Below are 25,762 nucleotides of genomic sequence, written 5' to 3' on the forward strand. Positions count from 1 at the left end.
CGGCGTGCCTGCTGCGCTTCAATACGCGCAATTTCCGCCCCACCAAGGATTCACCCCATGGCCACCCCCACCAAGCAACAGAAACGCGCCAAGCGCGCCGCCAGCAAGGCCAAGCAGAACCGCATGGTACGCAGCGGCCAGGCAGTCAAGGCCAGCGCTGGCGACAGCGCCAGCATCGAGCAGGTGTACAACAAGGCCATGGAATCGGGCAGCTACGACCCGCTGTTCAAGAAAATGAAGGAAGCCCAGGAAGGCGGCCTGGTGCCGATGATTTCGGTGTTCCTGGTAGACCCGCTGCTGGCCCTGGTGCTCAAGGGGCACAAGGAAGAACACGCCACCGACTACATCGTGCTGGTGTTCAATGCCTACCGCAAATGGCTGGACGGGGCCGACGAAGAGGCCACCATGGCCTGGCTGGAGAGCGATGAGTTCCAGGCAGCCTATGTGGCGGCTTCGGAGCTGGTTGCCAAGCAGCAACAGCAGCAGTTTGGCTGACAGGGCTGGATAACCTGCCCGGGCCCTATCGCCGGCAAGCCGGCTCCCACATGAACACCACAGGCCCGAAGGCAATGCCGTCCCTGTGGGAGCGGGCAAGCCCGCGAAAGGGCCGGAACAGGCAACAAAAAAGGCCGCGCCCTTCACAGGACGCGGCCTTTTCATTTCAGCCAGCGCGGATCAGTTGTCCAGCGCCACCCGCCCGGCAGCTTCACGCTTGCGGTGCACCAGCAAGCCAGCCGCCACCACACCAATGCTCAGCAATGCGGTCGCGATGATTTCGGCGCGGTGGTCCTCACGCAGCGCCATTACCACCAGGATGGCAATGATGAAGGCAATGGTCGCCCAGGTCAGGCCCGGGAACAGCCACATCTTGAAGGTGATCTTCTCGCCGCGGGCCTCACGCTGGGCACGCATGCGCAGCTGCGACACGGCAATCACCAGGTACACCAGCAGCGCAATGGCACCAGAGCTGGCCAGCAGGAACTCGAACACCTGGGCCGGGGCCACGAAGTTGGCGAACACACAGAGGAAGGCCGCTGCAGTGGACAGCAGAACCGCCACATGCGGGGTAGCCGACTTGGTGGTGCGCTGGGCAATGGCCGGGGCGTCACCACGCTTGCTCAGCGAGAACAGCATGCGCGACGAGGTGTACAGCGCCGAGTTCAGGCAGCTGGTCACGGCAATCAGCACGACGATGTCGACGATCAGCTTGGCATTCGGCACGCCGATGCGGCTCAGCACGGTCTGGTAGGAACCGGTCTCGGCCAGGGCCGGGTCGTTCCACGGTACCAGGGCCACGACCAGGAAGATCGACACCAGGTAGAACAGGCAGATACGCCAGATCACCGAGTTGGTGGCGCGGCTGATCTGCTTGCCCGGGTCCTTCGACTCGGCAGCGGCGATGGTAACGATTTCGGTACCCATGAACGAGAACATGGTGGTCAGCATGGCTGCCAGCACCGCGCCCAGGCCGTTAGGCATGAAGCCCTGGGTGTCGAACAGGTGGCTGGCACCGCTTACCTGGCTGCTCGGCACAAAGCCGAACATGGCAGCACAACCCACAGCGATGAAGCCGATGATCGCCAGCACCTTGAGCAGGGCGAACCAGAACTCGAACTCGCCGTAGTTCTTCACGCTGCACAGGTTGGTCAGGGTCAGCGCCAGGGTGATGACCAGGGAGAACGCCCACAGGTCGACCGCAGGGAACCAGGCATGCAGGATGGCCGCGGCGGCGTTGGCCTCCAGCGGAATTACCAGCACCCAGAACCACCAGTACAGCCAGCCAATGGTGAAACCGGCCCAGCGCCCGATGGCGCGGTCGGCATATGTAGAGAACGAACCGGTGTCAGGCGAGGCGACAGCCATTTCACCCAACATGCGCATCACCAGCACGACCAGCGTACCGGCGGCAGCGTAAGCCAGCAGCACGGCTGGGCCGGCAGCAGCGATGGCGTGGCCGGAGCCAACGAACAGGCCGGCACCGATGACGCCAGCGATGGACAGCATGGTCACATGCCGTTGTTTGAGCCCCTGAGCGAGGTCATTGGAATTGTTACCGCTCATTAAAACTACCTTTGTAAGGAGTGGACCACTCCGACTGCGGTTACGGAGCGCGCCTGGGGTTGACCTGGGCGTCGCTGCAATCGGCGGTTTCCTACTGGCAATAAGCGCGCCATGTGCTGAATGCATTCGTCAGAAAAGTCGGCGGGCCTTTTAGCATGCGGTTTGGAGGGCTTTCGGCCAACGACTGACCGAAAGGCCGCCAAATCATCGGATTACTGAAATACCCACTTACAAACGCACCAAAGGTGCTCCCCGGTAACACCTGTGCACCGCTGCAATGCAAAAAAGTGCAACCTCAAGGTACAACCTCGAGACCTCCTTGGGGCCTTCGCGGGTAAACCCGCTCCTACAGGGATCGTCTAACCTGCAGGAGCGGGTTTACCCGCGAATGGTCTAAAACCGCTTCCAAGAGCGGGCCAAAGCTGGCACCATCGCGCCTTTTTTCATCAAGGCTCTGGTGCTGGGCGACACCTTCGCGGACATCCGCGCGACGTTGCGCTGCAACGATGCGACAAACCGCCCCACCAGCGCCCCGAGTCCCCAGCGACCCTGTTGGCCGTGATAATGCCGCTATGCTAGCTTGGCGCACGCCAGGAAGGCCGCCAACAGCTGGGAACGCACCCGTACACATGAGGACCGCACATGGCTCAGGCCACGCCCGCGCTGGAAATCCGCAATCTGCACAAACGCTACGGCGAGCAGGAAATTCTCAAGGGCATTTCGCTGACCGCACGCGACGGTGACGTGATCTCCATCCTGGGGTCGTCCGGCTCCGGCAAGTCCACCCTGCTGCGCTGCATCAACCTGCTCGAAAACCCGCACCAGGGCGAAATCCTGGTTGCCGGTGAAGCCCTCAAGCTCAAGGCCGCCAAGAACGGCGACCTGGTCGCCGCCGACAACCGCCAGATCAACCGCCTGCGCAGCGAGATCGGCTTCGTCTTCCAGAACTTCAACCTGTGGCCGCACATGTCGATCCTCGACAACATCATCGAGGCGCCGCGCCGCGTGCTCGGCCAGAGCAAGGCCGAGGCCATCGAAGCCGCCGAAGCCCTGCTGAACAAGGTGGGCATCTACGACAAGCGCCACAGCTACCCCGCCCAGCTTTCCGGTGGCCAGCAACAGCGCGCCGCCATTGCCCGTACCCTGGCCATGAAGCCCAAGGTCATCCTGTTCGACGAGCCAACTTCGGCGCTCGATCCGGAAATGGTCCAGGAAGTGCTAAACGTTATCCGCGCATTGGCCGAAGAAGGCCGTACCATGCTGCTGGTGACGCACGAGATGAACTTTGCCCGCCATGTGTCCAGTGAAGTCGTCTTCCTGCACCAGGGCCTGGTCGAAGAGCAGGGATCGCCGCAGCAGGTCTTCGAGAACCCGACCTCGGCGCGTTGCAAGCAATTCATGTCCAGCCACCGCTAACGGAGCAATACATGCAAACTTACAAGAAGTTCCTCCTGGCAGCTGCTGCCACGCTGGTGATGTCGGCCAACGCCCTGGCCGCAGAAAAACTGCGCATGGGTATCGAAGCCGCCTACCCACCGTTCAACAACAAGGATGCCAGCGGTAACGTGGTCGGCTTCGACAAAGACATCGGCGACGCCCTGTGCGCCAAGATGAAAGTCGAGTGCTCGGTCGTCACCTCCGACTGGGACGGCATCATCCCGGCCCTGAACGCCAAGAAGTTCGACTTCCTGGTGTCGTCGCTGTCGATCACCGACGAGCGCAAGCAGGCCGTGGACTTCACCGAGCCGTACTACTCCAACAAGCTGCAGTTCATCGCGCCGAAAAACGTCGACTTCAAGACTGACAAACCTTCGCTGAAGGGCAAGGTCATTGGCACCCAGCGCGCAACCTTGGCTGGCACCTACCTTGAAGACAACTACCCGGATGTCGAGGTCAAACTCTACGACACCCAGGAAAACGCCTACCTCGACCTGGTTTCCGGCCGCATCGACGGCATCCTGGCCGACAAGTACGTGCAGTACGAGTGGCTGAAGAGCAAAGACGGCTCGAACTTCGAGTTCAAGGGCGAGCCGGTGATGGACAGCGACAAGATCGGCATTGCCGTGCGCAAGGGTGACACCAAGCTGCGCGACGACCTGAACAAGGCCCTGGCAGAAATCAAGGCCGACGGCACGTACAAGAAGATCAACGACAAGTACTTCCCGTTCAGCATCGAATGATCCGCCCCGACCGGCGCGCCCTTGCGGCGCGCCAGTCCCTAGAATGACCTGCCCATGAATATCGACCTGCACGGATTCGGTCCGGCCATGATGGCCGGCACCCTGATGACCGTAAAACTGGCGCTTTGCGCCTTGCTGCTGGGCCTGGTCCTGGGCCTGCTCGGCGCCCTGGCCAAGACTTCCTCGATCAAGCCACTGCAATGGCTTGGTGGCTTCTATTCGACCCTGGTTCGCGGCGTGCCCGAACTGCTGTGGGTACTGCTTATCTATTTCGGCACCGTCGGCTTGATGAACGCCCTCGGTGAAGCCCTGAACATGCCGGGCCTGGAGCTCAGCGCCTTCGCTGCGGGCGTGATCGCCCTGGGCCTGTGCTTCGGCGCCTACGCCACCGAAGTGTTCCGTGGCGCCATCCTGGCGATCCCCAAGGGCCACCGTGAAGCCGGCCTGGCGCTTGGCCTGTCCAAAGGCCGCATCCTGTCGCGCATCATCCTGCCGCAGATGTGGCGCATCGCCCTGCCCGGCCTTGGCAACCTGTTCATGATCCTGATGAAGGACACCGCCCTGGTGTCGGTGATCGGCCTGGAAGAAATCATGCGCCACGCACAAATCGGCGTGACCGTGACCAAAGAGCCGTTCACCTTCTACATGGTTGCGGCCTGCATCTACCTGAGCCTGACCATCATTGCCATGACCGGCATGCACTTCATGGAAAAACGCGCCGCTCGCGGCTTTGCGAGGGCTGAATAATGAATTGGGAAGTCATCATCAAATGGCTGCCACGCCTGGCCCAGGGTGCGACCCTGACCCTGGAGCTGGTAGCCATCGCGGTGGTTGCCGGGTTGATCCTGGCCATCCCGCTGGGCATCGCCCGCTCCTCGCGCCACTGGTATGTGCGCGCGGTGCCGTTCAGCTACATCTTCTTCTTCCGTGGCACGCCGCTGCTGGTGCAGCTGTTCCTGGTCTACTACGGCCTGGCGCAGTTCGACCTGGTGCGTTCGAGTTCGCTGTGGCCGTACCTGCGCGACCCGTTCTGGTGCACCGTGCTGACCATGACCCTGCACACTGCTGCCTACATCGCCGAGATCCTGCGCGGCGCGTTGCAGTCGATCCCCAAGGGTGAGATCGAGGCGGCGCGGGCGCTGGGCATGTCGCGGGGCAAGACGCTGTTCTACATCATGCTGCCACGCGCCGCGCGCATCGGCCTGCCGGCGTACAGCAACGAAGTGATCCTGATGCTCAAGGCCAGCGCCCTGGCCAGTACCGTGACCCTGCTGGAACTGACCGGCATGGCCCGTACCATCATCGCCCGCACCTACCTGCCGGTAGAGATCTTCTTTGCCGCCGGGGTGTTCTACCTGGTGATCTCGTTCGTGCTGGTGCAGGGCTTCAAGCTGCTGGAGCGCTGGTTGCGCGTGGATGCCTGCCAGGGCCGCTGAGACCACTTAGCTTTCTTCGCGGGTAAACCCGCTCCCACAGAGTCCCCACAGCCCTCAAGCTGTGCACTATACCTGTGGGAGCGGGTTCACCCGCGAAGAGGCCCTGAAAACCAACACACATCCCATGCCCAACCACCTCCACAGCCCCCACCTAAGCACCCGCTTCCAGGCCCTCGACCAGTTCCTGATCGAGCACCAGCAGCTGTGGAAACCCCGCCCCTTCACCAGCCTGCAGCTGGCCTGGGAAACCGCCTACCCCGAGCTTGCCGCCCATCTGCGCCAATGCTCCCTGGCAGACGCCGAAACCGACACCACCGCTGCCCCGTTGCCCGCCCCGTTCCCGCAACTGGCCCAGCAAGCCCGACAGCTTTCGGCACTCGGCAACCTCCCGGAAACCGACCTGCCCCCCGCCGCGCATCGCCTCGACGTAGCCGTCCCCGGCCGCAAATGGCAGCAGATCGAAGCCTTCGCCAGCCACCTGGCCTTCCGCGAACAGCCCCGTCACTGGCTGGACTGGTGCTCCGGCAAAGGCCACCTGGGCCGCCGCCTGCTGCAACCCGACCAACACCTGACCTGCCTGGAATACGACGCCGAACTGGTCGCCGCCGGCCAGGCCCTGAGCGTGCACCACCACTTGCCGGCGCAGCATGTACACCAGGATGTGATGGCCAACGACAGCGCCCGCCACCTGGCTGGCGACAAAAGCGTGGTCGCCCTGCACGCCTGTGGCGACCTGCATGTGCGCCTGATGCAACTGGCCAGCCAGCAAGGTTGCCGGCAACTGGCCGTGGCCCCCTGCTGCTACAACCGCATCGCGGCGCATCAGTACCAGGCGTTATCCACAGCCGCCCAAGCCTCCAGCCTGCGGCTGTCACTGGACGACCTGGGCCTGCCCTTGAGCGAAACCGTTACCGCCGGCGCCCGCGTACGACGCCAGCGCGACACCTCGATGGCCCGGCGCCTGGGCTTCGACCTGCTGCAACGCCAGCAGCGCCAGACCGACGAGTACCTGCCGACACCGTCGCTACCCGTGGCCTGGCTGGAGAAGCCCTTCGAGCAGTACTGCCGCGACCTGGCCGAACTCAAGCAATTGCAGCTGACTGGCAACCCGGACTGGGCAGCCCTGGAAGCCGCAGGCTGGCAGCGCCTGGCCGAGGTCCGCAACCTGGAGCGCGTGCGCAACCTGTTCCGCCGGCCGCTGGAGCTGTGGCTGGTACTCGATCGGGCCCTGTTCCTCGAAGAACAAGGCTACAACGTGCGCCTTGGCCTGTTCTGCGACTACCCACTCACCCCGCGCAACCTGCTAATCCTTGCCGAACGCGACCGTTAGCCGCAGCACAACCTGTGGATAACTCTGTGAACAAGCTTGTGATTACCTGTTGGATCCAAGCGCTATTTCAAGCGTTTGGCTTATTCCGGCTTGCGCGTCAAGGCCAGTAAAAACAGGCGTTTGCGCAAAGACCGGCGGTGTACTGATCCGGCATGCCTTTCGCGCAAGGCGCCGATGCCACTTGTGCATAAACATTTCTTGTGGTTGGCGACTGCGTCTAAAGCCTTACCCAGAATGGCCTGATTTACGCGGTCCCTTGTAGGAGCGGCCTTGTGTCGCGAAAGGGCTGCAACGCAGCCCCAGCGATCTCTGCAAATACGCCAAAAACGGGGGCCGCCTTGCGGCCCATCGCGACACAAGGCCGCTCCCACACTGACCGCATCAGGGCTCAATGCGCCTTATTCTTGGCAATCTCGATATCGTTCATCAGCGCCTTGGCCATGTCGCACAGATAATCGGCGGCGCCCAGGAATTTATGGTCATCCTCCATATCCCCCTCGCGCACCAGATGCTTGATGTAGCCCATCAGGATCGAGACATGCTCATAGGCAGCATCGACGGGGACGCCAGGCTCGACGCGTAGCAGATTGAGGGATGGGTTACCGGCTGCGAGGAAGGTTTCCACGCCTGCGGTGGTGATGGGTTCGATGATGATTTTCTTCATGGCATAAATCCTTACTCGGGGAGGGGACTGCCAGAAATCTTTCTCACGGATTTGGGTGGCAGCCGTACGCGGGGTGAGAAACCGGTCGAATAAGGAAGCCCGGCCAGACCGAAGTCTGCCCGCGTACGGCCACCATAAATGGGTAGCGCTTATTCGATCAGGGTTCTCACACCCGGTCGCCAGAGCGACCCGAAAACGGTATCCGTGAGCCATTTCCCCGACAACAGCGATACTTCGGCGGCGCGCGTAGGATAGTTCCGAAGCCACCAAACCCTGAAGCTGTTAGCCCTAAAGTTCAGAATCTTCGTACAGCTGATGGCCCTTTCGCGGGCGCGCCCGCTCCCACAGGTACTACACAGTTTCAAGGCTTGTGGAGATCCTGTGGGAGCGGGCAAGCCCGCGAATAGGCCATCACAAGCAACACAAAGCTAATGCCTGACCACCGCAACGGTGTATCATCCGCCCCCCAAATGATTAAAAAGTGACGTCGCGCGCTGCCCGCCAGCCCCGCGACCTTCTGGCGTTGCGCCAGAACCGACAATGGACTAACGGACCCGACCATCGTGACCCAAGCCAAGCCCCTCGCCCTGCTGACCCTCGCCCTGGCCCTGGCCCTGACCGGCTGCGCCAGCGGCACCGCTCCCCACTCCAACAGCAGCCTGGGCTGGAACCACCCCGGCATGCAGCTGGGCGGCGACAACGGCCTGCCCCTGCGCACCGGAAGCCCCTGCCGCAAGCGCGGCTGCGACAACGACAAGCTGTTCTTCAACCCGGGCAAAACCGAGCCAAGCGTCACCACCATCCATCGCGGCTGGTAGGAAAATTCTTCTTTCAGGTCGGTGACTTAGGTCATTTGCGAACATTCGCAACGAAGTGGTTTACAGGCGCCAACCGATCGTTATAATGACGCCCCATTGCCGGTATAGCTCAGATGGTAGAGCAACTGACTTGTAATCAGTAGGTCCCGGGTTCGATTCCTGGTGCCGGCACCATATAAATCAAGGGCTTGCAGCGATGCAGGCCCTTGTCATTTCTGCTGGGGTAACGCTCTGGGGTAACAAAACCGGGCTGCTACCCTCAGTCAGTCCCCGAGTCGTATTGCTCAACCCCGGTGCACAGGGGTGGCTACTCAGCCCAGTAATCACTGCACAGCACGCTTTGCGCTCAAGCATCTGCATTGCCTCGCCCGGTGCACAGTGGTACGGGTGTCGGGTGGGGCGTGCACGGGCGTTTACGTCATGGCCTCAAGCAGGCGAGCCCGCTACCGCATTCCAATGCCGCTTCACGGTAGCGAGGCTGATACCTAGCGAGGCTGCTGCTGCCGATTGACTCAAGCCTTCCGCCTTTGCTGCCTGAACTTGTGCGGTCGTACCGGTAGCGGCGGGGCGCCCCAGCTTCTTGCCTTGAGCCTTTGCGCGTTCCAGGCCTGCGGCGGTGCGCTCTATGAGCAGATCGCGCTCAAACTCAGCTACGGCACCCAGCACCTGCATGGTCATCTTGCCTGCTGCGCTGGTGAGGTCTACGCCCCCAAGGGCGAGGCAGTGCACCCGGATACCAGCCTGTGCGAGGCTCTCGACGGTCTGGCGTACGTCCATGGCGTTCCGCCCCAGGCGGTCCAGCTTAGTGACTATGAGTACGTCGCCACTCTCCATGCGCTCCAGCAGCTTCTTGAAGCCAGGGCGGTCAGCAGCTTGTGTACTACCCGATACGGTTTCAGTGATTACGCGCTGAGGCTCTACTGCAAAGCCAGCGGACCGTACCTCAAGAATTTGGTTATCGGTCGTCTGCTCTGCGGTACTCACTCGGGCGTACAGGAAGGTGCGGCTCATGGCGAATCCTCAGTGGTGTCATGTAACGTGGTGTCACTGTAGGATTGGCTCATAAAGTCGTCAAGCATGTTTTATGACACCAGCAACGCTACCCGACCAGCGGTGTCATTTAACGGACGATTGATGATGCCTTGAGGTTGGGCGTGGCAGGCACGCCCGAGGCGCAGCCTACTTCTTACCCTTACCGCCTTTGCCGCCTCCTGTAGGCTTCTTATCCGTCTCCTTCACCGACTCACGAGGATTGCGCTTTGCCTTATCCTCAGTGATGTACTGCCCTGTTACTGCGCTACGGTGTCGCGTTGCCATACCTGCTCCTAGATCATTAAGCGCCACCATGGCGCCATCACTAAACCTAGACCAGAACGGGCGGTTCTTCATTTGAGCGCGGGCGCACGCACGGACACGCACGCAGGCAGGCAGGCAGGCAGGCAGGGGCACGGGGGCATGCGCGGCTTGACAGTCAGAGGGGCACCCTCGCCTGAGCACAATATTTTTAGGTCGCCAGTGCAGGCCGGACAGCCAGGGCAGCGGCTGGCCAGTTCGGCCAAAAGGGAAGCAGCCGCTAGGCCACTTCCGATTCAGGGTGAATCCCCAGGTGCCGCTCCAGCGCTGCAATCAGCCGCGCCTCCTCGGCGTGCTCTTGCAGGATCTCACGCAGCGTCCAGGCGGGAACATGCTGCATGACCATATCCCACTTCGTGAACCCGCCCAGGTCCTCACCTTCCCAGTCAACCTGCACGTACACGCTGTAATTCCGTGGCCAGATACAATGGTGCGCCATGCTTCTGTCATACGGCCAAGTTGGCTCGTTCGGGCTTCCGGCTGGCACGCTGGGGACGCCATTCACCAGATATCGAAGGCCACTCGCTGAGGTGTCACTGAGTGTGTATTCCTCATGCCATGGCTTGATCGCAGGCTTCGCATTCCGGTCCACGATTGGTCTCGCGGCTGTGCCGCGTGCCCGGCTCATGCCCGCGCCTCACGGTGGGCTGCTCGGTGTAGGGCCACAAGAACATCAGAGGCAAGGTATTTCTCACTGTCCAGTGATACTAGGTAAGTGCCGGTATTGGTGGCGCCGCCTGCAATGTCCCCCGGTTCGCGTTTGCGCGTGCCGTAGTTGCCGTTCCAGCGCTTCCAGCGCAGGCCCGAAGGTGACGCCAGGTCGAGGTAGAACGCCTCCTGCATTGCTGCCAGGACGGGCTTAGTGATCTTCGCTTTCATAATTCCTCCAGGCCCGCCCAGAGGGCAAGCATCAATGTTTGTTCGGTTTCAGATTCGATACGGCTTGGGCCACTGCCCGGACGCACACGGCGAGGTCTCGGTCTTGCTGGAGCAGCGGGGCCATAACCTCACGGGCTTGGGCTGGATCACCGGACAGCAGCGCATCAACCGCCAGCATCAACGGCTCGGTGTCGAGCACCACGCTGCCAGCCCCGAGCACACGACCGCCGACCAGGATGTACCGGCCTACGGCGATGCTTCCCAGGCGTGACAAGGTGACGGCTTGATCTTGCAGACGCTGAGCCCGCAAATGGCGTTGCTGCCAGTTCTCCGATGCAGCTTCATCGGTGGGGATGTACACAGTGCCCACGCCAGGCACAGGCTTGAACACACGCTCAGGCCGCTGCACAGCGCAGCCACGGCATGCGAGGTTCCGGGTGTATCTCTCGCTGCTGCCGCACTCCGCGCACCGCCAATCGTCATCTGTGAAGGTCCGGGCGCCCGTCAGCACTGCCTCATACCGGGCAGGCTTCAGGCGCCGCATACTGTCCAGCCGCCCTTGGTAACCGGGATAGCCGAGCCGCATCCGATCAAGGTCCGCTTGAGTTGGGTGCTGCCCACGCCGAAGCGCGGGCTTATCGGTTCTCACAGTGCACTCCGAAGCTCATCAGCGAACACCACGCCGGTATAGGGAGCTGGCTTCGCGGCTTCGGATCGAGTGAGCATTACGTGGGCACGGGTAGCGGCTGCGCGGGCCTTGCCCTTCGATGATGCCTGGATCGGCAACCATTGCTGATCGACGTACACGCTCAGCACCCAGCCTTCGCCGGGTTGAACGTCCAGGCTGTAGCTGCACCAGCCCGCTGCGTTCTTCCCAGCCTCGAATGTCACAGCGCCACGGGTGCGGCAGGCACTAGCCCAAGCATCAGCCAAGGCACGCCAATCGGTGCCACGGCCTTTGGCCAGCGCGGACACATCCACCTTATCCCCGGCGAGGTTCTGCGCCATCCCGCAGCGGTTCGAGTCCACCAGCTCCAGCAAGAACTTGAACTCCTCGCCGGTCAGTTGGCCCGCAGCCTGGATTGCTGCCACTTCACCCTGTACAGCGGTCAGCACGTTGCCCTGCCATTCGGTGTGTGCTTCCTCAGCTGCAAGGCGCTCTTGGGTCATCAGGTTGCGGAAACGGTTGCCAATCAAGCTATCTACGGCATGGGCGGCAAACACCCGCAGGGCATAGCGCAGGTCATCGGCGGTCTTGATGTGTTCGCCCACGGCGTCATACAAGGCTCTGCTCAATCGCCCGCCGTTGCTGCGCAGCAGACCGGATACAGACTCGTCGGCAGGCACACCGCCCACACGGTACTGGCGAGCAGGCAGGGCGGCAGTGCTATCAATCCCGGCGATGCTGTCGGCCTGCGCCAGCAGCGTGTCCAGATCGGGCAGAACAACGGTCGGCGCCAGGGGGGCGGTGATCGGTAGCGCTGGAGTTTCATCCAGGCCCGACTCATCAAGGGCCAGTGGTGCCAGCAAGTCAGCATCGGATAGGTTCGCCAGTACGGCGAGGTGTGCAGCGGATGGGGTGGAATCAGTCATGGTCGTTCTCCTTTAAGCGGTTCGGGATTACTCGGCGGGTGTGGCGCGGTACAGGTCAGCGAACTCTTGACCTGTCGCCTGCGCGTCAGCATCGATGCCGGAGTTCCTGAAGTAGTAAGCAGCCAGCGCAATGTCGCCACGGGTCAGCTCTTTGCCTTCAAGCAGTTGCGCAATCTCTTGTTCGTACCGCGCCTTCACAGATGGGCGGGCGCCGCTGCGCAGATGCGAGGTCAAAAACTCCAGGCGCTGGCGGTCCTGATAGGTAAAGCTGGTTTTCTTGGCCATGGTTGGGCCTCCTGTTCTGATTCTGGATAGGTCTCGGACTACGCCGAAATCGAGGTTTAGACCCACGGAATACGCGGGCTGTAGAGGTGTGAAAGTAGTGACTGGCACCCTTGCCTCATCCACTACTTTTAAGCGCTTGGATGGGCCATTACAGGGCGCTGTGAGGCCGGTCGAGGTACGCCCTGGCAGCGGTGGTGCCGCATTGGAACTGCTCGTGCAGGCTGTGCACGCCCGCGTCAGGGTGCTCGGTGATGAAGGCGGAGATTGCGGCGTCTCGGTCGATGACCTGTGCCGGGGTTGGCTCTCGGTAGCGCTGGTTCAGGTTATCGGTGCGAGGCTTCGACTGGGCTTTACGGGAGCCGGTGATGTAGTCGAGGACTGCCGCACTACGGGCAGCGATCTCGCCTATGTCCGGGCAGAGGCCGGGGTTCTTCTCACGCCAGTTGTAGTACGCGCTCAGCGCTTTGGTGCTCGCTGGGATGAATCGAACCTTGCCGGTGTCGCTGGGCGTACTGCTGGATGCGACCACGGAATGCACAAGGTTCGATGCTCTATGGATAGTGAAGTAGTTCATGCGGTCTCCTTTGGATGGGCGAACCGCAGGCACGGGCGAGCGCAGCCGGGCACCGGGTGGTGGGCTGTCGTCGTGCTGGGTTCTATTTATGCGGTCAGCCGGACGGCTGTCGCGGAATAGGTGCTGGTGCCCGTCGAAGGAGTACAACGTCACCAGCGGCCACAGGCGGGGACCAACCAGCCTATGGCGGGGAAATCAGCCGAGTGGACCGGCGTTATTCGTCTTCGTCGTCGAGGTGGGCGCCGTCATTGTATCGGCGCAGCCAGTACGCCTCAGGCGTTTCATACGGGACTTCAAGCCAGCGATGAACATCCTCCAGCGGCACCTCCAAGGCTTCGGCTATCTCGATTGGGGTGCTGCCTTCGTGCGCCATGCGCCGGGCTTCGAAGTCCGGATTCAGCTCGGAGTCGTCGATGATGAAGGTACCGTCTGGCAGGGTGATGGTAGTCATGCTGGCTCCGGGCAGGCTGTAATTAGATACTATGTATCTTTAGAGTATTGGCCAATTTCAGGGGTGCCAAAGGGTGCCAAGCCTGACACCCTCGGATCATCATGCTGCTTTGATCCAGTTACGGACGGTAGATTGACTGCGACCGAGGCGACTAGCAATTGCCTTGTAGCCTAATCCGGCAGTGTGTAGCCGCAGGGCTTCGAGTCGTGGGTCTACACCGGCATCTTCTACAGCGTGGCGCACTTCCACAGCGGCCAACCGCGCCTCCAGTTCGGCAATCCGACGGGCGTGGTCTGCTTCACTCTGCTCAAGGCGGGCTAGTCTGGCTTGAGTCTTCATATTCACGGCAATACCCTCAAGGCTTCCCGACAAGGTATCGGTGGCTAGGCGTAGGTACTCGCGCCTGCCTTCGTTCTGGATCATCCGCTTTGCGTTCTGGTGCTCGGCATGCTTCTGCAGTGCCTTCCTCACCTTGCGGCGGGCACCGGTCTTGCCGCTAATCCGGGCCACTTCATCAGCAGGCACCCCGGCATCCAGCAGCGCGGCACGTGGCAGCACTCCGCCTTCGGCGTCAATCACCAGCAGCACGGCGGCATCAACGGTGGATTGGTTGGCGCTGTATCGGCCCGCGTGCTCGGCGGCACACGCCCGGTAGAAATCCTGCTGCGCTCGTTTCAGTGCCAAGAATTTCTCGCGGGATTTGCTAGCAGCCTTTCCGTTAACTGCCCGCCATGCATCGGCGGCGACACGGTACGCTGGTACGTCACGGTACGCGCTCGAATCAATCTCAGCACCGGTATCCCATCGGGCCCACCACGCTCGCTGCACTTTGCTTAACCCAGCGGCTGGGTCTTCAAACATTGGCTCCAAGGCATCTAGGGCTTCTTCAAGTTCGGTCATTGGTCGTCTCCTTTGTTCGTCAGCCCTCCATCAGGCTATTAGCGGGAAGGTCCGCATCCTGTGCCGTCATCCCTCCCTGTACTCCAAGTGTCCTTCTATTGCTTCACAGGGCTGTAAACCCCTGGTAGACAGTCCGGAGCCGTACCCCACGGATCGCAAGCCTTCGCTACCCTCAAGGTGTTCTGATGTTGCTTCGCCAACCCGCCGCACCTTACTTCCCTACAGAGTGCGGAACTATTCCGAAGGCTCTAACTCAAGGGTAGGGTTCTAGAGATGGTGCTTTCGGCGCTGACGCAAGGGCTTTGTGCTTCAACCAGGCAGCGGGTTATTGGGCACACAGAACGTTTTCACGGTTTCAACGTGAGCTTCAAAAGTAAATTCCGCAGTATCGGCGGCCCTTCGGCAATCCGCTTCGGTGTGGAACGCAGCCGTTGCAAGTGCAGGACCATGCGCTGCACCTTGCCCGACCACAAGAACAAACAGAATCCAGCCCATATCGTACCCGCGCAGTTGTTAATCAAGCGGGCAGCATACGCTGCCATTCATCCGCGAACCGGTACTCGACCAACTCAGCGCCCGTCTGCTCGTCGTAGCCCGTCATTCGATCCTGAGTCGCGTACAACATTTCAGCCCAGCGGCTCAGCGCCTCCCGCTTTTCTTTGTCGTAGCTGTACCGGTCGTAAACGGCTGAGACGGACGGGTCCGTGTGGTTCAGCACCTTCATTAGCGTCAGCCGGGGATACCCTAGGCATGACAGGGCGGTCGCAACGGTACGGCGCAGGTCGTGCGGGGTGAATGGCTGTAGATCGTTGAAGAACCGGCCGGGGGCGAACTCATCGCGTAATGCATGGGCGGGCGCTGTCGCTATGATCGCGCTACCAGGCTTCCGGTGACTCTCGAACACGGGGCCAGTAGCTGCCGGATCAGGCACGCCGATCAAGTCCAGGGCGAGGCTATCCAAAGGTACGCGATGCGCCTTCCGGTTCTTTGAAATAGCGGCGGGAATAGTCCACCAGTACCCGTCGGCCTCGTTGGATATGTCTTCCCACCGCATCGCCAGAACTTCACCCTTGCGCTGCCCGGTTATGAGCATCACCCCGAGGGCCTTCCGGACAGGCGCCGTTGCCTTGATCCAGTCGGTAGCCGTCAATGCCCCGTACAGGCTTTGGACTTCCTCAAAGGTCAGGACTCGCTCACGGCCTCGCTCACGGTGCTGACGGCTAATACCGGCGACGGGTGATTCATCCAGTTCGCCCCGCTCCACTGCCCAGGCGAACATCTTCCGGAGGACTGCCAGTAACCGGTTAGCGGCCACCCCTGCCCCGGCATCCACCTTCCGGTCAATCAAGGCCACTACATCACGACGGTGTACGTTCTTCGCAAGCTTCTTCCCCAGGATCGGCACAACGTCCTTTTGTAGCTGGCGCTCATCCTCACGCCAGGAACTCTTGCGGGGCTTGGCGTACCGCTGAATGTACACCTCGCAGAGTCCGGCGACCGTCAGGGCGGTGCGCTCAGCAATTGCCAGGGCTGCCTTAGCCGCTGCTGGGTCTTGCCCACCCTGCACCACTTGAGCCGCTTTGGCATACGCTGCCCGCGCTTCCCGGCAACTCATCGCTGGGAATTGCCCCAAAGTTAAACGTCGCACCCGCCCGCCGTGCCTGTACATGTAGCACCACGACACAACGGACGACACGCGAACGCCTAGACCGGGACTGCCCTCGTCCCATAGGTCATAACGCTTTTTGGTTGGCTCCAGCTTGCGCAGAAATGCGTCTGTGAGCACCTGTTTACTTCCGGCCATATCCACCCCATCCAGTTACCCCGAAAGTCGTCAGGGTAACACCACGACCAGCCGGAAAGCTAAAGGGTACGGGAAGGGATAGCGGAGTTACGGCGATAACGCCTGACACGCGAGACTTGTAATCAGTAGGTCCCGGGTTCGATTCCTGGTGCCGCACCATACGCAGTATCAAAAAAGGCTCACCGAAAGGTGGGCCTTTTTTGTTTTCAGGGTCCCCCAACCCCATCAGCCTTGGCCTTGAGGTCGATGCGCTCGGTGTAGGAGCTGGCTTGCCTGCGATGGGCTGCGCAGCGGCCCCCAGCGATCCCAAAGAAGAGCGCAGCCAGAGACCAGACACGTCTTCCAACATAAACGCTTTGACTCGCCCACCTGGCCCCGCTACGATTTATCGTAAATTTTAGATATTCCTGCTGAGGCAAGCCAATGGCGCTTCAATTCCACGAAAGCCCTTTCCACGCCACCCACGATGCAGACACAGCCAGCAAAATGGCCTTGAAAATGGACCTGTCCATTTTCATCACGGACTGCATCAAAAAAATGGGCCTCAAGCAGCATGATGCTGCTGTCAGGCTGAACGTAACCCAATCCCGAATATCCGAGCTTGCAAATGGCAAGATCGAGAAATTCACCCTCGATGCCATGATGGACATGCTCGACAAACTCGGCTTTCGCACGAGCCTCACCCTGCCCTCGAACGATGCCGGTTCACCGCCGCAGATCGTGATCACTCAAGCGCCTGGCAGCTAAACCCTGTACGCCATTTCTTGCAGCTCGTGTTTGAGCAATAAAGACGTAGCGCAGGGCCCTACGAACAGCATGCTAAAGGGCCACAACTCTGCTTTTTGCAAAGCGATGTTTCAACGAAACAACTCTTGCGCCATCCGTGAGTAAAGTGCCCTGCCAACCTCAGGAGCCCTGCCTCATGCTGCACCTGCAAACCCCTTTGGCGCAGGCCGTGCGCCAGCTCTTCGACAGAGCCTTGCCTCTACTGGCTGGGCAGCGCTCGGGAACAGTCAAGATCTATGTATTTGGCGGGTGCGCCTTGCACATGCTGACGAATGCCCGCGGTAGTGCGGATATCGATGCGGAGATTCAGGCCAGCGAACACCTGCTCAGGGACGAGATCAAGGCAGTTTTTGCCGCGCCGGAAGACTACGAGCAGGATGGTCTGGACCTGTCCGTGGTGTTCGACCAGCAATTCAATAACTCGCTATGCCCCTTGCATGAAGACTACGATGCGCGGGCAATCCTCCTTCCCGGCCAGGAGTGCTCTCCTTTACAGGTTTTCATAGCTCACCCGATCGACCTCGCCATTTCAAAACTCGGGAGATTCACCGAACGCGACCAGGATGACATCAATCTGCTTATCAGGTCAGGCAAGCTGAATCTCAAGGAATTTGATAGGCTTGCCAAAGAGGCAATCGACTATTACCCCTGTGATAGAAGCACCGTAACCAGCTGCCTGAGGTTGATTCTCGATGAAGCGCGAGAGTGGGGCCAGTAATACCAGTGAGGCGATGACTGTGCCCTCGAATACGGCGCATGGGGCCCGGCATTGCGACACCTCCTCGCTCGATTACTCGCTAGAAAAACTCTGGGCGCTTGTGTCCTCTGACATGCCCCCCTCTGATCAACATGCCCGTCAGGCACTCGAGCACCTGGTCGTTCAAGCTACAAAAACCTCGCTGGACAAGCTCGACAAGGCCGTTGCCGAGACTTTCGCTCTCCTCTTCTGGTACAGAAACGAGGATATGCGCGAAGCACTGGAAAATCGCTTGAACATGCCAAGGCTCGCCCCCGTAAGGAAGCGGCGCCTGATGTATCTGGTTGACCGGCTTCGCCGTTTTCCATGCATGAAGCCGGAACAAGCCGAGCAGATGAAGAAGCTGGTCACCCGATGGAAGGACCTGGCTCAAGATCTGAATGGAAAACTGGTAGAAAAGGCGCAAGCGGTAAACCGTTACGACAAGGTTGCTGCTACCTGGGGCGTGGCTGAGCCCGTATCCAGTCTGATGAACATGGTGCTAGAACTGCAAACCCGGCACTTTGTAGATGCCCATCATCTGCCGAATGGCTATGCCCAGTTGGCAACGCGTCCACCTCAACACTGATCCGATAATGTTGGGTCAGTTGTTTGTAGTGGCTGTACTCCTCCCCAAGATTGATCTCAATCAAGCCTGACGCCGGCACGCAGCTTAGCCTGAGATCAGTCAGTCCTTGAGGGAAGGAAACCATGGCCAAGAAATTCCCCACAAACCCCAGCCACCCGGAGCGCATTTGCTGGGGCTGCGACCTGTATTGCCCGGCCAAGTCATTGGCCTGTGGCAATGGTGCGAGCCGGACCATGCACCCGGTGGAACTGTTTGGTGAGGACTGGGACAGTTTCGAGGACCGGCTGGAGAAGCCGATTGATCGCCGGCAAGAGACTGGCCCTAGGTGAAATAGGGCAGCTTTGTGGCCCATAGCCGGCAAGCCGGGCTCTCATAGAACTGCACATAACTCATTGAATTAGCAGGGGCCCTGTGGGAGCGGCTTTAGCCGCGAACACCGGCGCAGTCGGTGCCATGCACCGCGTTGGATTCTTCGCGGCTAAAGCCGCTCCCACAGGGGACGCGGATTGCTTGCAATTTCAGTTATCTACGCGACAGCGCAGCCCAAAGGGCTGGGCCATCTACCACAGGTACAGCGCATGGTTTGAGACTGGCGCCGACCCAGCGAATCAGGTGCTGCGGTGGATGGCACGGGCTTCGCCCGTGTTCGCGGGCGCGCCCGCTCCCACAGGGATCGCGCCACCTGTTAGAAATTGAGCAAGGCAGTTGCTACTAAAATACCTGTGGGAGCCCGGCTTGCCGGCGATGGGCTGCGCAGCAGCCCCAGGTGCGTTTGATCAGAACGCTGTGCTAACCGTCAGCGACAGGTTGCGTGGGTCACCATAAATCGCCCCGGCATAGAACCCGTAGCGGGTGTAGTAGTGCTTGTCGAACAGGTTGTTGGCGTTGAGGCTGACGCTGGTGTCGTCGGTCAGCTGGTACTTGGCCATGGCATTCCAGATGGCATAACCGGACCAGTTCACGTCAGTGGCACCGTTGCTCACACCATTGCTCGGCTGGCCCGCCGGGCTGGAGATTGCGCGGATGTTGCTCTGCGCAGTAACCCCGGCACCCAGGGTCAGGCGGTCGAGCGAGCCGGAAAGGCGGTAGGTGGTCGAGGCCTTGAACAGGTGCGATGGGTCGCTGCGGCCGTCGCTGTCGACGCGGCGGAAGTGCAGGTAGGTGTAGCCGGCGTACAGGTTCCAGCTGGGGGTCAGGGCGCCGGCGATTTCCAGGTCGATACCGTCGGTTTCCTGGCCGGAACCGGCCTTGTAGGCGTCGCCACCGGTCGGGGTGGTCAGGTCGCCGTCGAGCACTGCCTTGTTTTCCTGCTTGGTGCGGAAGTACGCCGCCGAGGCATTCAGGCGGCCATCGAACCACTCTCCCTTGATACCCGTCTCGTAGCTTTGCCCGCGAATCGGCTCGACCTTGCTGCCGCTGCTGGTTTCAGCGGTTTGCGGGGTGAAGATGTCGGTGTAGCTGGCATACAGCGAGTAGTTGTCGTTGAGGTCGTACACGGCGCCCAGGTACGGGGTGACGATGCCGTTCTCTTCCTGGCTGGTACGTGCGCCAGCCACGCTGCGGGTGGTGGCCGAGTAGTTACTGGTGCGCACACCGAGGATGACCGACAGTGGGTCGGTGATGCTCAGGCGGGTTGCCGCGTACATGCCCTGCAGACGGGTGGTGGTCTTGCTGTGGCGGCCGGTGCGCGAGGCGATGATGTTGTAGTCGTCATCCACGCCATTGCGCCAGTCGGTCAGCGGGAAGCCGTTGTTGGCGCGGAACTGGCAACCCAGCGCAGGCGCACTGGCCTTGCCGTCGCCAACCATGGTGCAGGTGTATTCCGGCGACCAGGCCACGGTGCGGCTGTCGTTGTAGCCAACCATCGCCTGGTGGGTACGGCCGAACAGCTGGAACGGGCCGGACAGGTCGACCTGCGCCGACTGCTGGGTGGTGTCGGTGGAGCTGTGCAAGCCGTTGAGCACGGCACCGCTGCCATCCTGGTCCCAATAGCCGCCGTAGCTGCCACGGCCCGCCGAGTTGACCTTGGCCAGGCCGCGGTGGTTGAGGGTTTCGGCGGTGCTCTGGGCGGCTTTCAGGTCCAGCGTCCAGTCGTTGTCGAAGCGGTGCTCCAGCGAGCCGAACGCGGTGCGGGTGGTGTACTCGCCAAAGCTCCAGCTGGGTACCACGTTGGTGCTGCGCGGCAGGTCGGTCTTGCTGCCATCGCTGTACCAGATCGGGATGTTCGCACCCCAGCCACCACCAACAATCTTGTTGTACTCGTACTGGTAGCCGGCACCGAGGGTTGTGGCGTCGTCCAGGTCGAACTCGAAGTTGGCCAGGGCGGCGCGGGAGCGTTCGGACTGGTTGTCGCGGAATGAGTTGGCGTCCTGCTGGGTCATCACGAAGCGCGAACGCAGGCGGCCGTCTTCGGACAGCGGCAGGTTGAGGTCGGCGCCCAGGCGGCGCTTGTCCCAGCTGCCGTAGGTGGCATAGGCGCTGCCGCCGAACGTCCTGGTCGGTGCCTTGCGGATCAGGTTGACGGTGGCCGACGGGTCGCCGGTACCGCCCAGCAGGCCGTTGGCGCCGCGCACGATGTCGATGCGCTCGTACAGGTCCATGTTCAGTGCGTTGCCGCCACCACTGAAGTCGGAGCCGCCCTGGAACTGCAGGCCATCGACCTTCCAGTTGCTGATCGAGTAACCACGGGCTCGGTAGTCGGTACGCCCGCCCACTTCGGACTTGCTCGCTGTCACGCCTGGGGTGGTTTCCAGCGCTTGCTCGATGGTGTGGATGTCGCGGTCATCCATCTGCTGGCGGGTAATGGTGGTGACCGACTGCGGCGTCTGGCGCGGCGTCAGGGCCAGGCCGGTGGAGCTGCGGGTGCTTTCGACGGTGTAACCCAGCTGACCAGCTTCGTCGGCAGGCAGCAGGGCGCTGTCTTCGATCTGCGTGGCCTCCAGTTCCAGGGGCTTGCTGTCGGCAGCCATCGCGCCCCCGCTGACGGCCACGGCAATGAACAGGGCCAGCGGTTTGAGGCGCGTGCCGCCTCGGCTGCTGGAGGGGAAGGCGTTCGGGGTGCTCTCGGAGTTCATTTGGGAAGGCTTCGTATTTGCAGATGATTTTTTGTTAGGATTCTAGGGATCGGCCCCCCGGGCTCCAGACCCGGCTTGTACGGGGATGTAATCGAACGTAACGAGCGCCACCGGCCCTCACCGAACAGGTGTTTATCTGCATGAGCACAACTTTGCTTGTTGTCGACGATGACGACGAGATCCGCGAACTTCTTTGTGATTACCTGACAGATGCCGGCTATAACGTGCTGGCAGCGGCTGACGGCGAGCAGATGCGCGAACAACTGGCCCGGCACAAGGTGGAGCTGGTGGTGCTGGACCTGATGCTGCCGGGCGAAGACGGCCTGAGCCTGTGCCGCCAGCTGCAAGCCACGCCGGGGCTGGCGGTGATCATGCTGTCGGCCAAGGGCAGCACGCTGGACCGCATCATCGGCCTGGAGGTGGGTGCCGATGACTACCTGGCCAAGCCCTTCGAGCCACGCGAGCTGATCGCCCGGATCAAGGCCGTGCTGCGTCGTCCGCAACGCCTGGATGCGCCCGCTGAAGAGCCGGTAGAAGATGCCCAGCTGTTCGCCGGCTTCCGCCTGGAACACGTGAAGCGCCTGCTCACCCGCCCCGATGGCGAGACCCTGACCCTGCCCCGCTCCGACTACCGCGTACTGCGCGAGCTGCTGGAAGCCAACAACCGCGTGGTGTCCCGCGACCAGCTGACGCGCAGTGCGTTCGGCCGCGACCACCTGCCCGACGACCGTTCGGTGGACATGTGCGTCAGCCGCCTGCGCCAGCACCTGCGCCACGCGCCGGCGGGTGCCGCGCAAATTCTCACTATCCGCAACGAAGGCTATTTGCTGAGCATCGCCGCCAACGGGGCCGATGCCTGACATGCGCTGGCTGCGCCGGCTGTGGCCACGCACATTGTTCGGCCAGTTGCTGCTGATAATGGTCAGCGGCACCGTGCTGATCCAGTTGATGTCCAGCAGCATCTGGTTCGATGTGCGTTTTGCCCAGGTTCTCGAGGCCCCTGTCCGGCTGATTGCCGCACGCAGCGCGCCGTTGATCGCCCAGGCTGACTGCCGTGCCGGTGCATTGCAGGCGCCAGCGCATTACCAAGTGCGTTGCAGCGAAGCCCTGCCCACGCCGGTGCAGGACGAGCGCCGCGGGCGCAGGCGTGTCGAGCTGTTGCTGCACCAGGCCCTCGAGTACGAGTTGGGGCATGCTCAGGACGTGCGCCTGATGAAGGTGCAGTTGACCGACGAACAGGGCCAACCGATCGTCTGGCGCAGCCTGTTCGGCCTGCGCACGGCCCAGGCGCATCTGCAGCTCGCGGTGCCGTTGGCCGATGGGCACTGGCTGACCATCGAGGGCCAGGAACTGCAAGGCTGGAGCGGCGAGTCGGCCTGGGTGTTGATCAGCGATTACCTGTTGCGGGTGTACGCGCTGCGCATCGTCGCAGTATTGCTGGTGTGCCTGATAGCCGTTCGCCTGTGCCTGCGCCCGCTGCGGCGCCTGGCCGATGCCGCGCGCGGCCTGGGTAGCAACCTCGAGCAGCCGCCCTTGGCGCTGGATGGCCCGGAGGAAGTGCGCCAGGCGGCCCAGGCCTTCAACGCCATGCAGCAGCGGCTGATCGCGATGGTCAACGACAAGGCCTACTTCCTGGCCGCCGTGTCCCACGACCTGCGCACCCCGCTGACGCGCATGCGCCTGCGCCTGGAGCGCCTGCCGGACGACGACAACCGGCAGCGCCTGCGGCAGAACATCGCGCAGATGGACAACATGATCGGCCAGGTGCTCGATTACCTGCGTGCAGGGGAGCAGCAGAACTTGCAGCAGGTAGACCTGGACCGGCTGGTGGTGCGCCAGTGCGCGGAGCTGGCCACTGCCGAAGAGCCGTTGCCGGTGCATGGCCAGGCGGGCAGCCTGCGGGTCGATGCCCTGCTGCTGCAGCGCTGCCTGCAGAACCTGCTGGTCAATGCGTTGCGTTATGCCAAGGAGGTTTCGGTCACGCTGGAACAGGCGACCACGGGGGTGTTCATCCATATCGATGACCGCGGCCCGGGGATTGCTCCGAGCCTGCTGGCGACCATCATCGACCCGTTCGTGCGTGGTGAAGGGTCGCGCAACCAGGCGTCCGGGGGGTATGGGCTGGGGTTGAGCATCGCCCAGCGGATTGCTGCCAGCCATGGGGGCGAGTTGCTGCTGGCGAACCGCGAGGGGGGTGGGTTGCGGGTCAGCGTGTTACTACCCAATCAGCCTTTACGCGCCCCCCTGTAGGAGCGGCCTTGTGTCGCGATGGGCTGCGCAGCAGCCCCGGATTCTGGAGTTGATGCAAAGAGTGCCGGGGCCGCGTCGCGGCCCTTTCGCGACACAAGGCCGCTCCTACAAAGGACCGCATGAGCCTGGAAATACGCGATCAGGTAACAGTCTTTTACCAATTACCCAGGTTTTCCCCTCCCCGCCTTTGCCTATCCTATGCCCGGTCATCCTGCCTGCGATGGACCCATGAAACACTCTCTACCCAGCCGCTACGCCTGCCTCGCCCTCTGCCTGCTGTTCAACTTCGCCAGCCTGCCGCTGCTACCCCAGCATGCCTGGCTGTGGCCGTTCACATTGATCACCGCGCTGCTCAGCCTGGTCGGCCTGAACGACCTGCGGCAAAGCCACCACGCCGTGCGCCGCAACTATCCGATCCTGGGCAACATCCGCTACCTGATCGAAACCATCCGCCCGGAAATCCGCCAGTACCTGATCGAGGGCGACGACGACAAGCTGCCGTTCTCCCGCTCGCAGCGTTCGCTGGTCTACGCCCGGGCCAAGAACGAAAGCGCCGAGAAGGCCTTCGGCACCCTCAACGATGCCTACAAGCCCGGCTTCGAGTTCATCAGCCATTCCATGCTGCCAGTGGCCACGCCAGACCCGGCATCGTTCCGCATCGCCATTGGCGGGCCGCAATGCCGCCTGCCCTACTCGGCATCGATCTTCAACATCTCGGCCATGAGCTTCGGCGCCCTCAGTGCCAACGCCATCGCTGCCCTGAACCGCGGTGCACGCATGGGCCGTTTTGCCCATGACACCGGCGAAGGCAGCATCAGCCCGTACCACCGCGAACATGGCGGGGACCTGATCTGGGAAATCGGCAGTGGCTACTTCGGCTGCCGCACCGAGGACGGGCGCTTCGACCCACAGCGCTTCGCCGAGCAGGCGCGCTCGCCGCAGGTGAAGATGATCGAGATCAAGCTCAGCCAGGGCGCCAAGCCGGGCCACGGCGGCATCCTGCCGGGGCACAAGGTCAGCCCCGAAATTGCCGCAACCCGTGGCGTGCGCGTGGGCGAGGATTGCATCTCGCCGGCGGCGCACAGTGCCTTCCGTACCCCGGTCGAGTTGCTGCAGTTCGTTGCCAGCCTGCGCGAGCTGTCGGGTGGCAAGCCGGTGGGGTTCAAATTCTGCCTGGGCCACCCTTGGGAGTTCATGGGCATTGCCAAGGCCATGCTGGCCACTGGCATCACTCCGGACTTCATCGTCGTCGATGGCAAGGAAGGCGGCACCGGGGCGGCGCCACGCGAGTTCAGCGACAACATGGGCGTGCCGATGCGCGAGGGCCTGATGTTCGTGCACAACACCCTGGTCGGCCTGAACCTGCGCGCCAGTATCCGCATTGGCGCGGCAGGCAAGATCGTCAGCGCCTTCGACATCGCCAGCGTGCTGGCCATCGGGGCGGACTGGGTCAACTCCGCGCGCGGCTTCATGTTCGCCATTGGCTGCATCCAGTCGCAGAGCTGCCATACCAACAAATGCCCGACTGGCGTGGCCACGCAAGACCCGCTGCGCCAGCGCGCCCTGGTGGTGCCGGACAAGGCCGAGCGGGTGGCAAGCTTCCACCGCAACACGCTGCATACGTTGGCCGAAATGTTGGCTGCCGCAGGCCTGGAACACCCTTCGGAGCTCAAGCCCAAGCACCTGGCGCGGCGTATCAGCCCTAGCGAAATCGGGCTGTTCTCGGACCTGCACACGTTCCTCAAGCCGGGCGAATTGCTCAGTGGCTCGATTGAAAGCGAGTTTTATGCGCGGATGTGGCGGATGGCGCGTAGTGACAGCTTTGCGCCGGAGACTGGGGAGGGAGAGATGAAGGTTGCTGGGGTGCGGCGCAGGGAAGTGGTGGAGACGGCGTGAAAGCCGGGGCCGCTTTGCGGCCCTTTCGCGACACAAGGCCGCTCCTACAGGAGTACGCCATCTCATGTAGGAGCGGCCTTGTGTCGCGATGGGCTGCAAAGCA

General features: G+C 61.9%; 26 protein-coding genes and 1 tRNA gene. 15 read left to right on the forward strand and 12 right to left on the reverse strand.

Going from position 1 to position 25,762, the window contains the following annotated elements; genetic code table 11:
• Nucleotides 1-57: 57 nt before the first annotated feature.
• A complete protein-coding gene (locus CAG00_RS09605; RefSeq protein ID WP_085664140.1) occupies nucleotides 58-495 on the forward strand; it encodes a hypothetical protein in 438 nt (145 codons plus the stop codon).
• Nucleotides 496-675: 180 nt separating this feature from the next.
• Here CAG00_RS09605 and gabP read toward each other — a convergent pair whose 3' ends face one another.
• Nucleotides 676-2,061, reverse strand: a complete 1,386-nt coding sequence (gene gabP, locus CAG00_RS09610; RefSeq protein ID WP_025337364.1) for a GABA permease — start codon at nucleotides 2,059-2,061, stop codon at nucleotides 676-678.
• 642 nt (nucleotides 2,062-2,703) lie between these two features.
• Between gabP and CAG00_RS09620 the strand changes: the two genes are divergently transcribed.
• From CAG00_RS09620 to CAG00_RS09640, 5 genes are all read left to right on the forward strand, one after another.
• Complete coding sequence (locus tag CAG00_RS09620) at nucleotides 2,704-3,477, forward strand: ABC transporter ATP-binding protein (protein WP_075044343.1); 774 nt, start codon at nucleotides 2,704-2,706, stop codon at nucleotides 3,475-3,477.
• An 11-nt stretch (nucleotides 3,478-3,488) separates the two neighbouring features.
• On the forward strand, nucleotides 3,489-4,241 hold the full coding sequence (locus CAG00_RS09625; protein WP_085664141.1) for an ABC transporter substrate-binding protein: 753 nt from the start codon (nucleotides 3,489-3,491) through the stop codon (nucleotides 4,239-4,241).
• 54 nt (nucleotides 4,242-4,295) lie between these two features.
• Complete coding sequence (locus CAG00_RS09630) at nucleotides 4,296-4,988, forward strand: ABC transporter permease (protein WP_025337363.1); 693 nt, start codon at nucleotides 4,296-4,298, stop codon at nucleotides 4,986-4,988.
• Entirely contained in the window at nucleotides 4,988-5,677 is a 690-nt protein-coding gene (locus CAG00_RS09635) for an ABC transporter permease (protein WP_085664142.1), read from the forward strand. Before CAG00_RS09630 ends, CAG00_RS09635 begins: the two co-directional genes overlap by 1 nt.
• 124 nt (nucleotides 5,678-5,801) lie before the next feature.
• Entirely contained in the window at nucleotides 5,802-7,007 is a 1,206-nt protein-coding gene (locus CAG00_RS09640) for a methyltransferase (protein WP_085664143.1), read from the forward strand.
• A 388-nt stretch (nucleotides 7,008-7,395) separates the two neighbouring features.
• Here the strand turns inward: CAG00_RS09640 and CAG00_RS09645 are convergent, their stop codons facing one another.
• A complete protein-coding gene (locus CAG00_RS09645) occupies nucleotides 7,396-7,671 on the reverse strand; it encodes a DUF3077 domain-containing protein (RefSeq protein ID WP_085664144.1) in 276 nt (91 codons plus the stop codon).
• A 563-nt stretch (nucleotides 7,672-8,234) separates the two neighbouring features.
• Between CAG00_RS09645 and CAG00_RS09655 the strand changes: the two genes are divergently transcribed.
• Nucleotides 8,235-8,489: a hypothetical protein gene (locus CAG00_RS09655; protein WP_085664146.1), complete on the forward strand. Its 255-nt coding sequence runs from the start codon at nucleotides 8,235-8,237 to the stop codon at nucleotides 8,487-8,489.
• 98 nt (nucleotides 8,490-8,587) lie between these two features.
• A tRNA-Thr gene (locus CAG00_RS09660) sits at nucleotides 8,588-8,663 on the forward strand.
• Between the two features lie 252 nt (nucleotides 8,664-8,915).
• Here CAG00_RS09660 and CAG00_RS09665 read toward each other — a convergent pair.
• The 9 genes from CAG00_RS09665 to CAG00_RS09715 form a co-directional block, all read right to left on the reverse strand.
• Nucleotides 8,916-9,500: a recombinase family protein gene (locus CAG00_RS09665; protein ID WP_085664147.1), complete on the reverse strand. Its 585-nt coding sequence runs from the start codon at nucleotides 9,498-9,500 to the stop codon at nucleotides 8,916-8,918.
• Between the two features lie 966 nt (nucleotides 9,501-10,466).
• A complete protein-coding gene (locus CAG00_RS09680) occupies nucleotides 10,467-10,721 on the reverse strand; it encodes a hypothetical protein (RefSeq protein ID WP_085664149.1) in 255 nt (84 codons plus the stop codon).
• Nucleotides 10,722-10,752: 31 nt separating this feature from the next.
• Entirely contained in the window at nucleotides 10,753-11,082 is a 330-nt protein-coding gene (locus CAG00_RS29025) for a hypothetical protein (RefSeq protein WP_256578978.1), read from the reverse strand.
• A gap of 284 nt (nucleotides 11,083-11,366) precedes the next feature.
• Complete coding sequence (locus CAG00_RS09690; protein WP_085664150.1) at nucleotides 11,367-12,314, reverse strand: hypothetical protein; 948 nt, start codon at nucleotides 12,312-12,314, stop codon at nucleotides 11,367-11,369.
• A gap of 27 nt (nucleotides 12,315-12,341) precedes the next feature.
• Nucleotides 12,342-12,599: a hypothetical protein gene (locus CAG00_RS09695; RefSeq protein ID WP_085664151.1), complete on the reverse strand. Its 258-nt coding sequence runs from the start codon at nucleotides 12,597-12,599 to the stop codon at nucleotides 12,342-12,344.
• A gap of 148 nt (nucleotides 12,600-12,747) precedes the next feature.
• Nucleotides 12,748-13,173, reverse strand: coding sequence for a hypothetical protein (locus CAG00_RS09700; RefSeq protein WP_085664152.1), 426 nt, complete (start codon nucleotides 13,171-13,173; stop codon nucleotides 12,748-12,750).
• A 214-nt stretch (nucleotides 13,174-13,387) separates the two neighbouring features.
• Nucleotides 13,388-13,624, reverse strand: a complete 237-nt coding sequence (locus tag CAG00_RS09705) for a hypothetical protein (RefSeq protein WP_085664153.1) — start codon at nucleotides 13,622-13,624, stop codon at nucleotides 13,388-13,390.
• 99 nt (nucleotides 13,625-13,723) lie between these two features.
• Entirely contained in the window at nucleotides 13,724-14,524 is an 801-nt protein-coding gene (locus CAG00_RS09710) for a helix-turn-helix domain-containing protein (RefSeq protein WP_085664154.1), read from the reverse strand.
• Nucleotides 14,525-15,041: 517 nt separating this feature from the next.
• Nucleotides 15,042-16,328, reverse strand: a complete 1,287-nt coding sequence (locus CAG00_RS09715; protein ID WP_085664155.1) for a site-specific integrase — start codon at nucleotides 16,326-16,328, stop codon at nucleotides 15,042-15,044.
• 423 nt (nucleotides 16,329-16,751) lie between these two features.
• Between CAG00_RS09715 and CAG00_RS09720 the strand changes: the two genes are divergently transcribed.
• From CAG00_RS09720 to CAG00_RS09735, 4 genes are all read left to right on the forward strand, one after another.
• A complete protein-coding gene (locus tag CAG00_RS09720; protein WP_085664156.1) occupies nucleotides 16,752-17,075 on the forward strand; it encodes a helix-turn-helix domain-containing protein in 324 nt (107 codons plus the stop codon).
• A 175-nt stretch (nucleotides 17,076-17,250) separates the two neighbouring features.
• Nucleotides 17,251-17,832, forward strand: coding sequence for a DUF6036 family nucleotidyltransferase (locus CAG00_RS09725; protein WP_085664157.1), 582 nt, complete (start codon nucleotides 17,251-17,253; stop codon nucleotides 17,830-17,832).
• The gene (locus tag CAG00_RS09730; protein ID WP_256578979.1) at nucleotides 17,807-18,439 is read left to right on the forward strand and encodes a hypothetical protein; all 633 of its coding nucleotides are present in this window, start codon (nucleotides 17,807-17,809) and stop codon (nucleotides 18,437-18,439) included. The genes CAG00_RS09725 and CAG00_RS09730 overlap by 26 nt, the downstream gene beginning before the upstream one ends.
• A 122-nt stretch (nucleotides 18,440-18,561) precedes the next feature.
• Nucleotides 18,562-18,768 (forward strand): DUF3079 domain-containing protein, encoded by a 207-nt coding sequence (locus tag CAG00_RS09735; RefSeq protein WP_085664158.1) that lies wholly within the window; start codon nucleotides 18,562-18,564, stop codon nucleotides 18,766-18,768.
• Nucleotides 18,769-19,215: 447 nt separating this feature from the next.
• Here the strand turns inward: CAG00_RS09735 and CAG00_RS09740 are convergent, their stop codons facing one another.
• Complete coding sequence (locus CAG00_RS09740) at nucleotides 19,216-21,513, reverse strand: TonB-dependent siderophore receptor (protein ID WP_085664159.1); 2,298 nt, start codon at nucleotides 21,511-21,513, stop codon at nucleotides 19,216-19,218.
• A gap of 140 nt (nucleotides 21,514-21,653) precedes the next feature.
• Here CAG00_RS09740 and CAG00_RS09745 point away from each other — a divergent pair, with 140 nt between their 5' ends.
• The 3 genes from CAG00_RS09745 to CAG00_RS09755 all read left to right on the forward strand — a co-directional run bounded on the left by CAG00_RS09745 (nucleotide 21,654) and on the right by CAG00_RS09755 (nucleotide 25,659).
• Complete coding sequence (locus CAG00_RS09745) at nucleotides 21,654-22,373, forward strand: response regulator (RefSeq protein ID WP_054573664.1); 720 nt, start codon at nucleotides 21,654-21,656, stop codon at nucleotides 22,371-22,373.
• 1 nt (nucleotide 22,374) lies between these two features.
• Nucleotides 22,375-23,763 (forward strand): ATP-binding protein, encoded by a 1,389-nt coding sequence (locus CAG00_RS09750; RefSeq protein ID WP_085664215.1) that lies wholly within the window; start codon nucleotides 22,375-22,377, stop codon nucleotides 23,761-23,763.
• A gap of 228 nt (nucleotides 23,764-23,991) precedes the next feature.
• Complete coding sequence (locus tag CAG00_RS09755; protein WP_085664160.1) at nucleotides 23,992-25,659, forward strand: FMN-binding glutamate synthase family protein; 1,668 nt, start codon at nucleotides 23,992-23,994, stop codon at nucleotides 25,657-25,659.
• The last annotated feature ends 103 nt before the right edge of the window (nucleotides 25,660-25,762 follow it).

The organism is Pseudomonas sp. B5(2017) (assembly GCF_002112825.1).
GTDB classification, from domain to species: Bacteria; Pseudomonadota; Gammaproteobacteria; order Pseudomonadales; family Pseudomonadaceae; genus Aquipseudomonas; species Aquipseudomonas putida_Z.

Excerpts from the sequence above, each read along its gene's own strand:
- CAG00_RS09720 (WP_085664156.1), top strand. The coding sequence starts at position 16,752 with ATGGCGCTTCAATTCCACGAAAGCCCTTTCCACGCCACCCACGATGCA.
- CAG00_RS09620 (WP_075044343.1), top strand. The coding sequence starts at position 2,704 with ATGGCTCAGGCCACGCCCGCGCTGGAAATCCGCAATCTGCACAAACGC.
- gabP (WP_025337364.1), bottom strand. The coding sequence starts at position 2,061 with ATGAGCGGTAACAATTCCAATGACCTCGCTCAGGGGCTCAAACAACGG.
- CAG00_RS09625 (WP_085664141.1), top strand. The coding sequence starts at position 3,489 with ATGCAAACTTACAAGAAGTTCCTCCTGGCAGCTGCTGCCACGCTGGTG.
- CAG00_RS09640 (WP_085664143.1), top strand. The coding sequence starts at position 5,802 with ATGCCCAACCACCTCCACAGCCCCCACCTAAGCACCCGCTTCCAGGCC.
- CAG00_RS09755 (WP_085664160.1), top strand. The coding sequence starts at position 23,992 with ATGAAACACTCTCTACCCAGCCGCTACGCCTGCCTCGCCCTCTGCCTG.
- CAG00_RS09730 (WP_256578979.1), top strand. The coding sequence starts at position 17,807 with ATGAAGCGCGAGAGTGGGGCCAGTAATACCAGTGAGGCGATGACTGTG.
- CAG00_RS09635 (WP_085664142.1), top strand. The coding sequence starts at position 4,988 with ATGAATTGGGAAGTCATCATCAAATGGCTGCCACGCCTGGCCCAGGGT.
- CAG00_RS09700 (WP_085664152.1), bottom strand. The coding sequence starts at position 13,173 with ATGAACTACTTCACTATCCATAGAGCATCGAACCTTGTGCATTCCGTG.
- CAG00_RS09735 (WP_085664158.1), top strand. The coding sequence starts at position 18,562 with ATGGCCAAGAAATTCCCCACAAACCCCAGCCACCCGGAGCGCATTTGC.
- CAG00_RS09605 (WP_085664140.1), top strand. The coding sequence starts at position 58 with ATGGCCACCCCCACCAAGCAACAGAAACGCGCCAAGCGCGCCGCCAGC.
- CAG00_RS09680 (WP_085664149.1), bottom strand. The coding sequence starts at position 10,721 with ATGAAAGCGAAGATCACTAAGCCCGTCCTGGCAGCAATGCAGGAGGCG.
- CAG00_RS09725 (WP_085664157.1), top strand. The coding sequence starts at position 17,251 with ATGCTGCACCTGCAAACCCCTTTGGCGCAGGCCGTGCGCCAGCTCTTC.
- CAG00_RS09630 (WP_025337363.1), top strand. The coding sequence starts at position 4,296 with ATGAATATCGACCTGCACGGATTCGGTCCGGCCATGATGGCCGGCACC.
- CAG00_RS09705 (WP_085664153.1), bottom strand. The coding sequence starts at position 13,624 with ATGACTACCATCACCCTGCCAGACGGTACCTTCATCATCGACGACTCC.
- CAG00_RS09715 (WP_085664155.1), bottom strand. The coding sequence starts at position 16,328 with ATGGCCGGAAGTAAACAGGTGCTCACAGACGCATTTCTGCGCAAGCTG.
- CAG00_RS09745 (WP_054573664.1), top strand. The coding sequence starts at position 21,654 with ATGAGCACAACTTTGCTTGTTGTCGACGATGACGACGAGATCCGCGAA.
- CAG00_RS09710 (WP_085664154.1), bottom strand. The coding sequence starts at position 14,524 with ATGACCGAACTTGAAGAAGCCCTAGATGCCTTGGAGCCAATGTTTGAA.
- CAG00_RS09750 (WP_085664215.1), top strand. The coding sequence starts at position 22,375 with ATGCGCTGGCTGCGCCGGCTGTGGCCACGCACATTGTTCGGCCAGTTG.
- CAG00_RS09695 (WP_085664151.1), bottom strand. The coding sequence starts at position 12,599 with ATGGCCAAGAAAACCAGCTTTACCTATCAGGACCGCCAGCGCCTGGAG.
- CAG00_RS09690 (WP_085664150.1), bottom strand. The coding sequence starts at position 12,314 with ATGACTGATTCCACCCCATCCGCTGCACACCTCGCCGTACTGGCGAAC.
- CAG00_RS09665 (WP_085664147.1), bottom strand. The coding sequence starts at position 9,500 with ATGAGCCGCACCTTCCTGTACGCCCGAGTGAGTACCGCAGAGCAGACG.
- CAG00_RS09645 (WP_085664144.1), bottom strand. The coding sequence starts at position 7,671 with ATGAAGAAAATCATCATCGAACCCATCACCACCGCAGGCGTGGAAACC.
- CAG00_RS09740 (WP_085664159.1), bottom strand. The coding sequence starts at position 21,513 with ATGAACTCCGAGAGCACCCCGAACGCCTTCCCCTCCAGCAGCCGAGGC.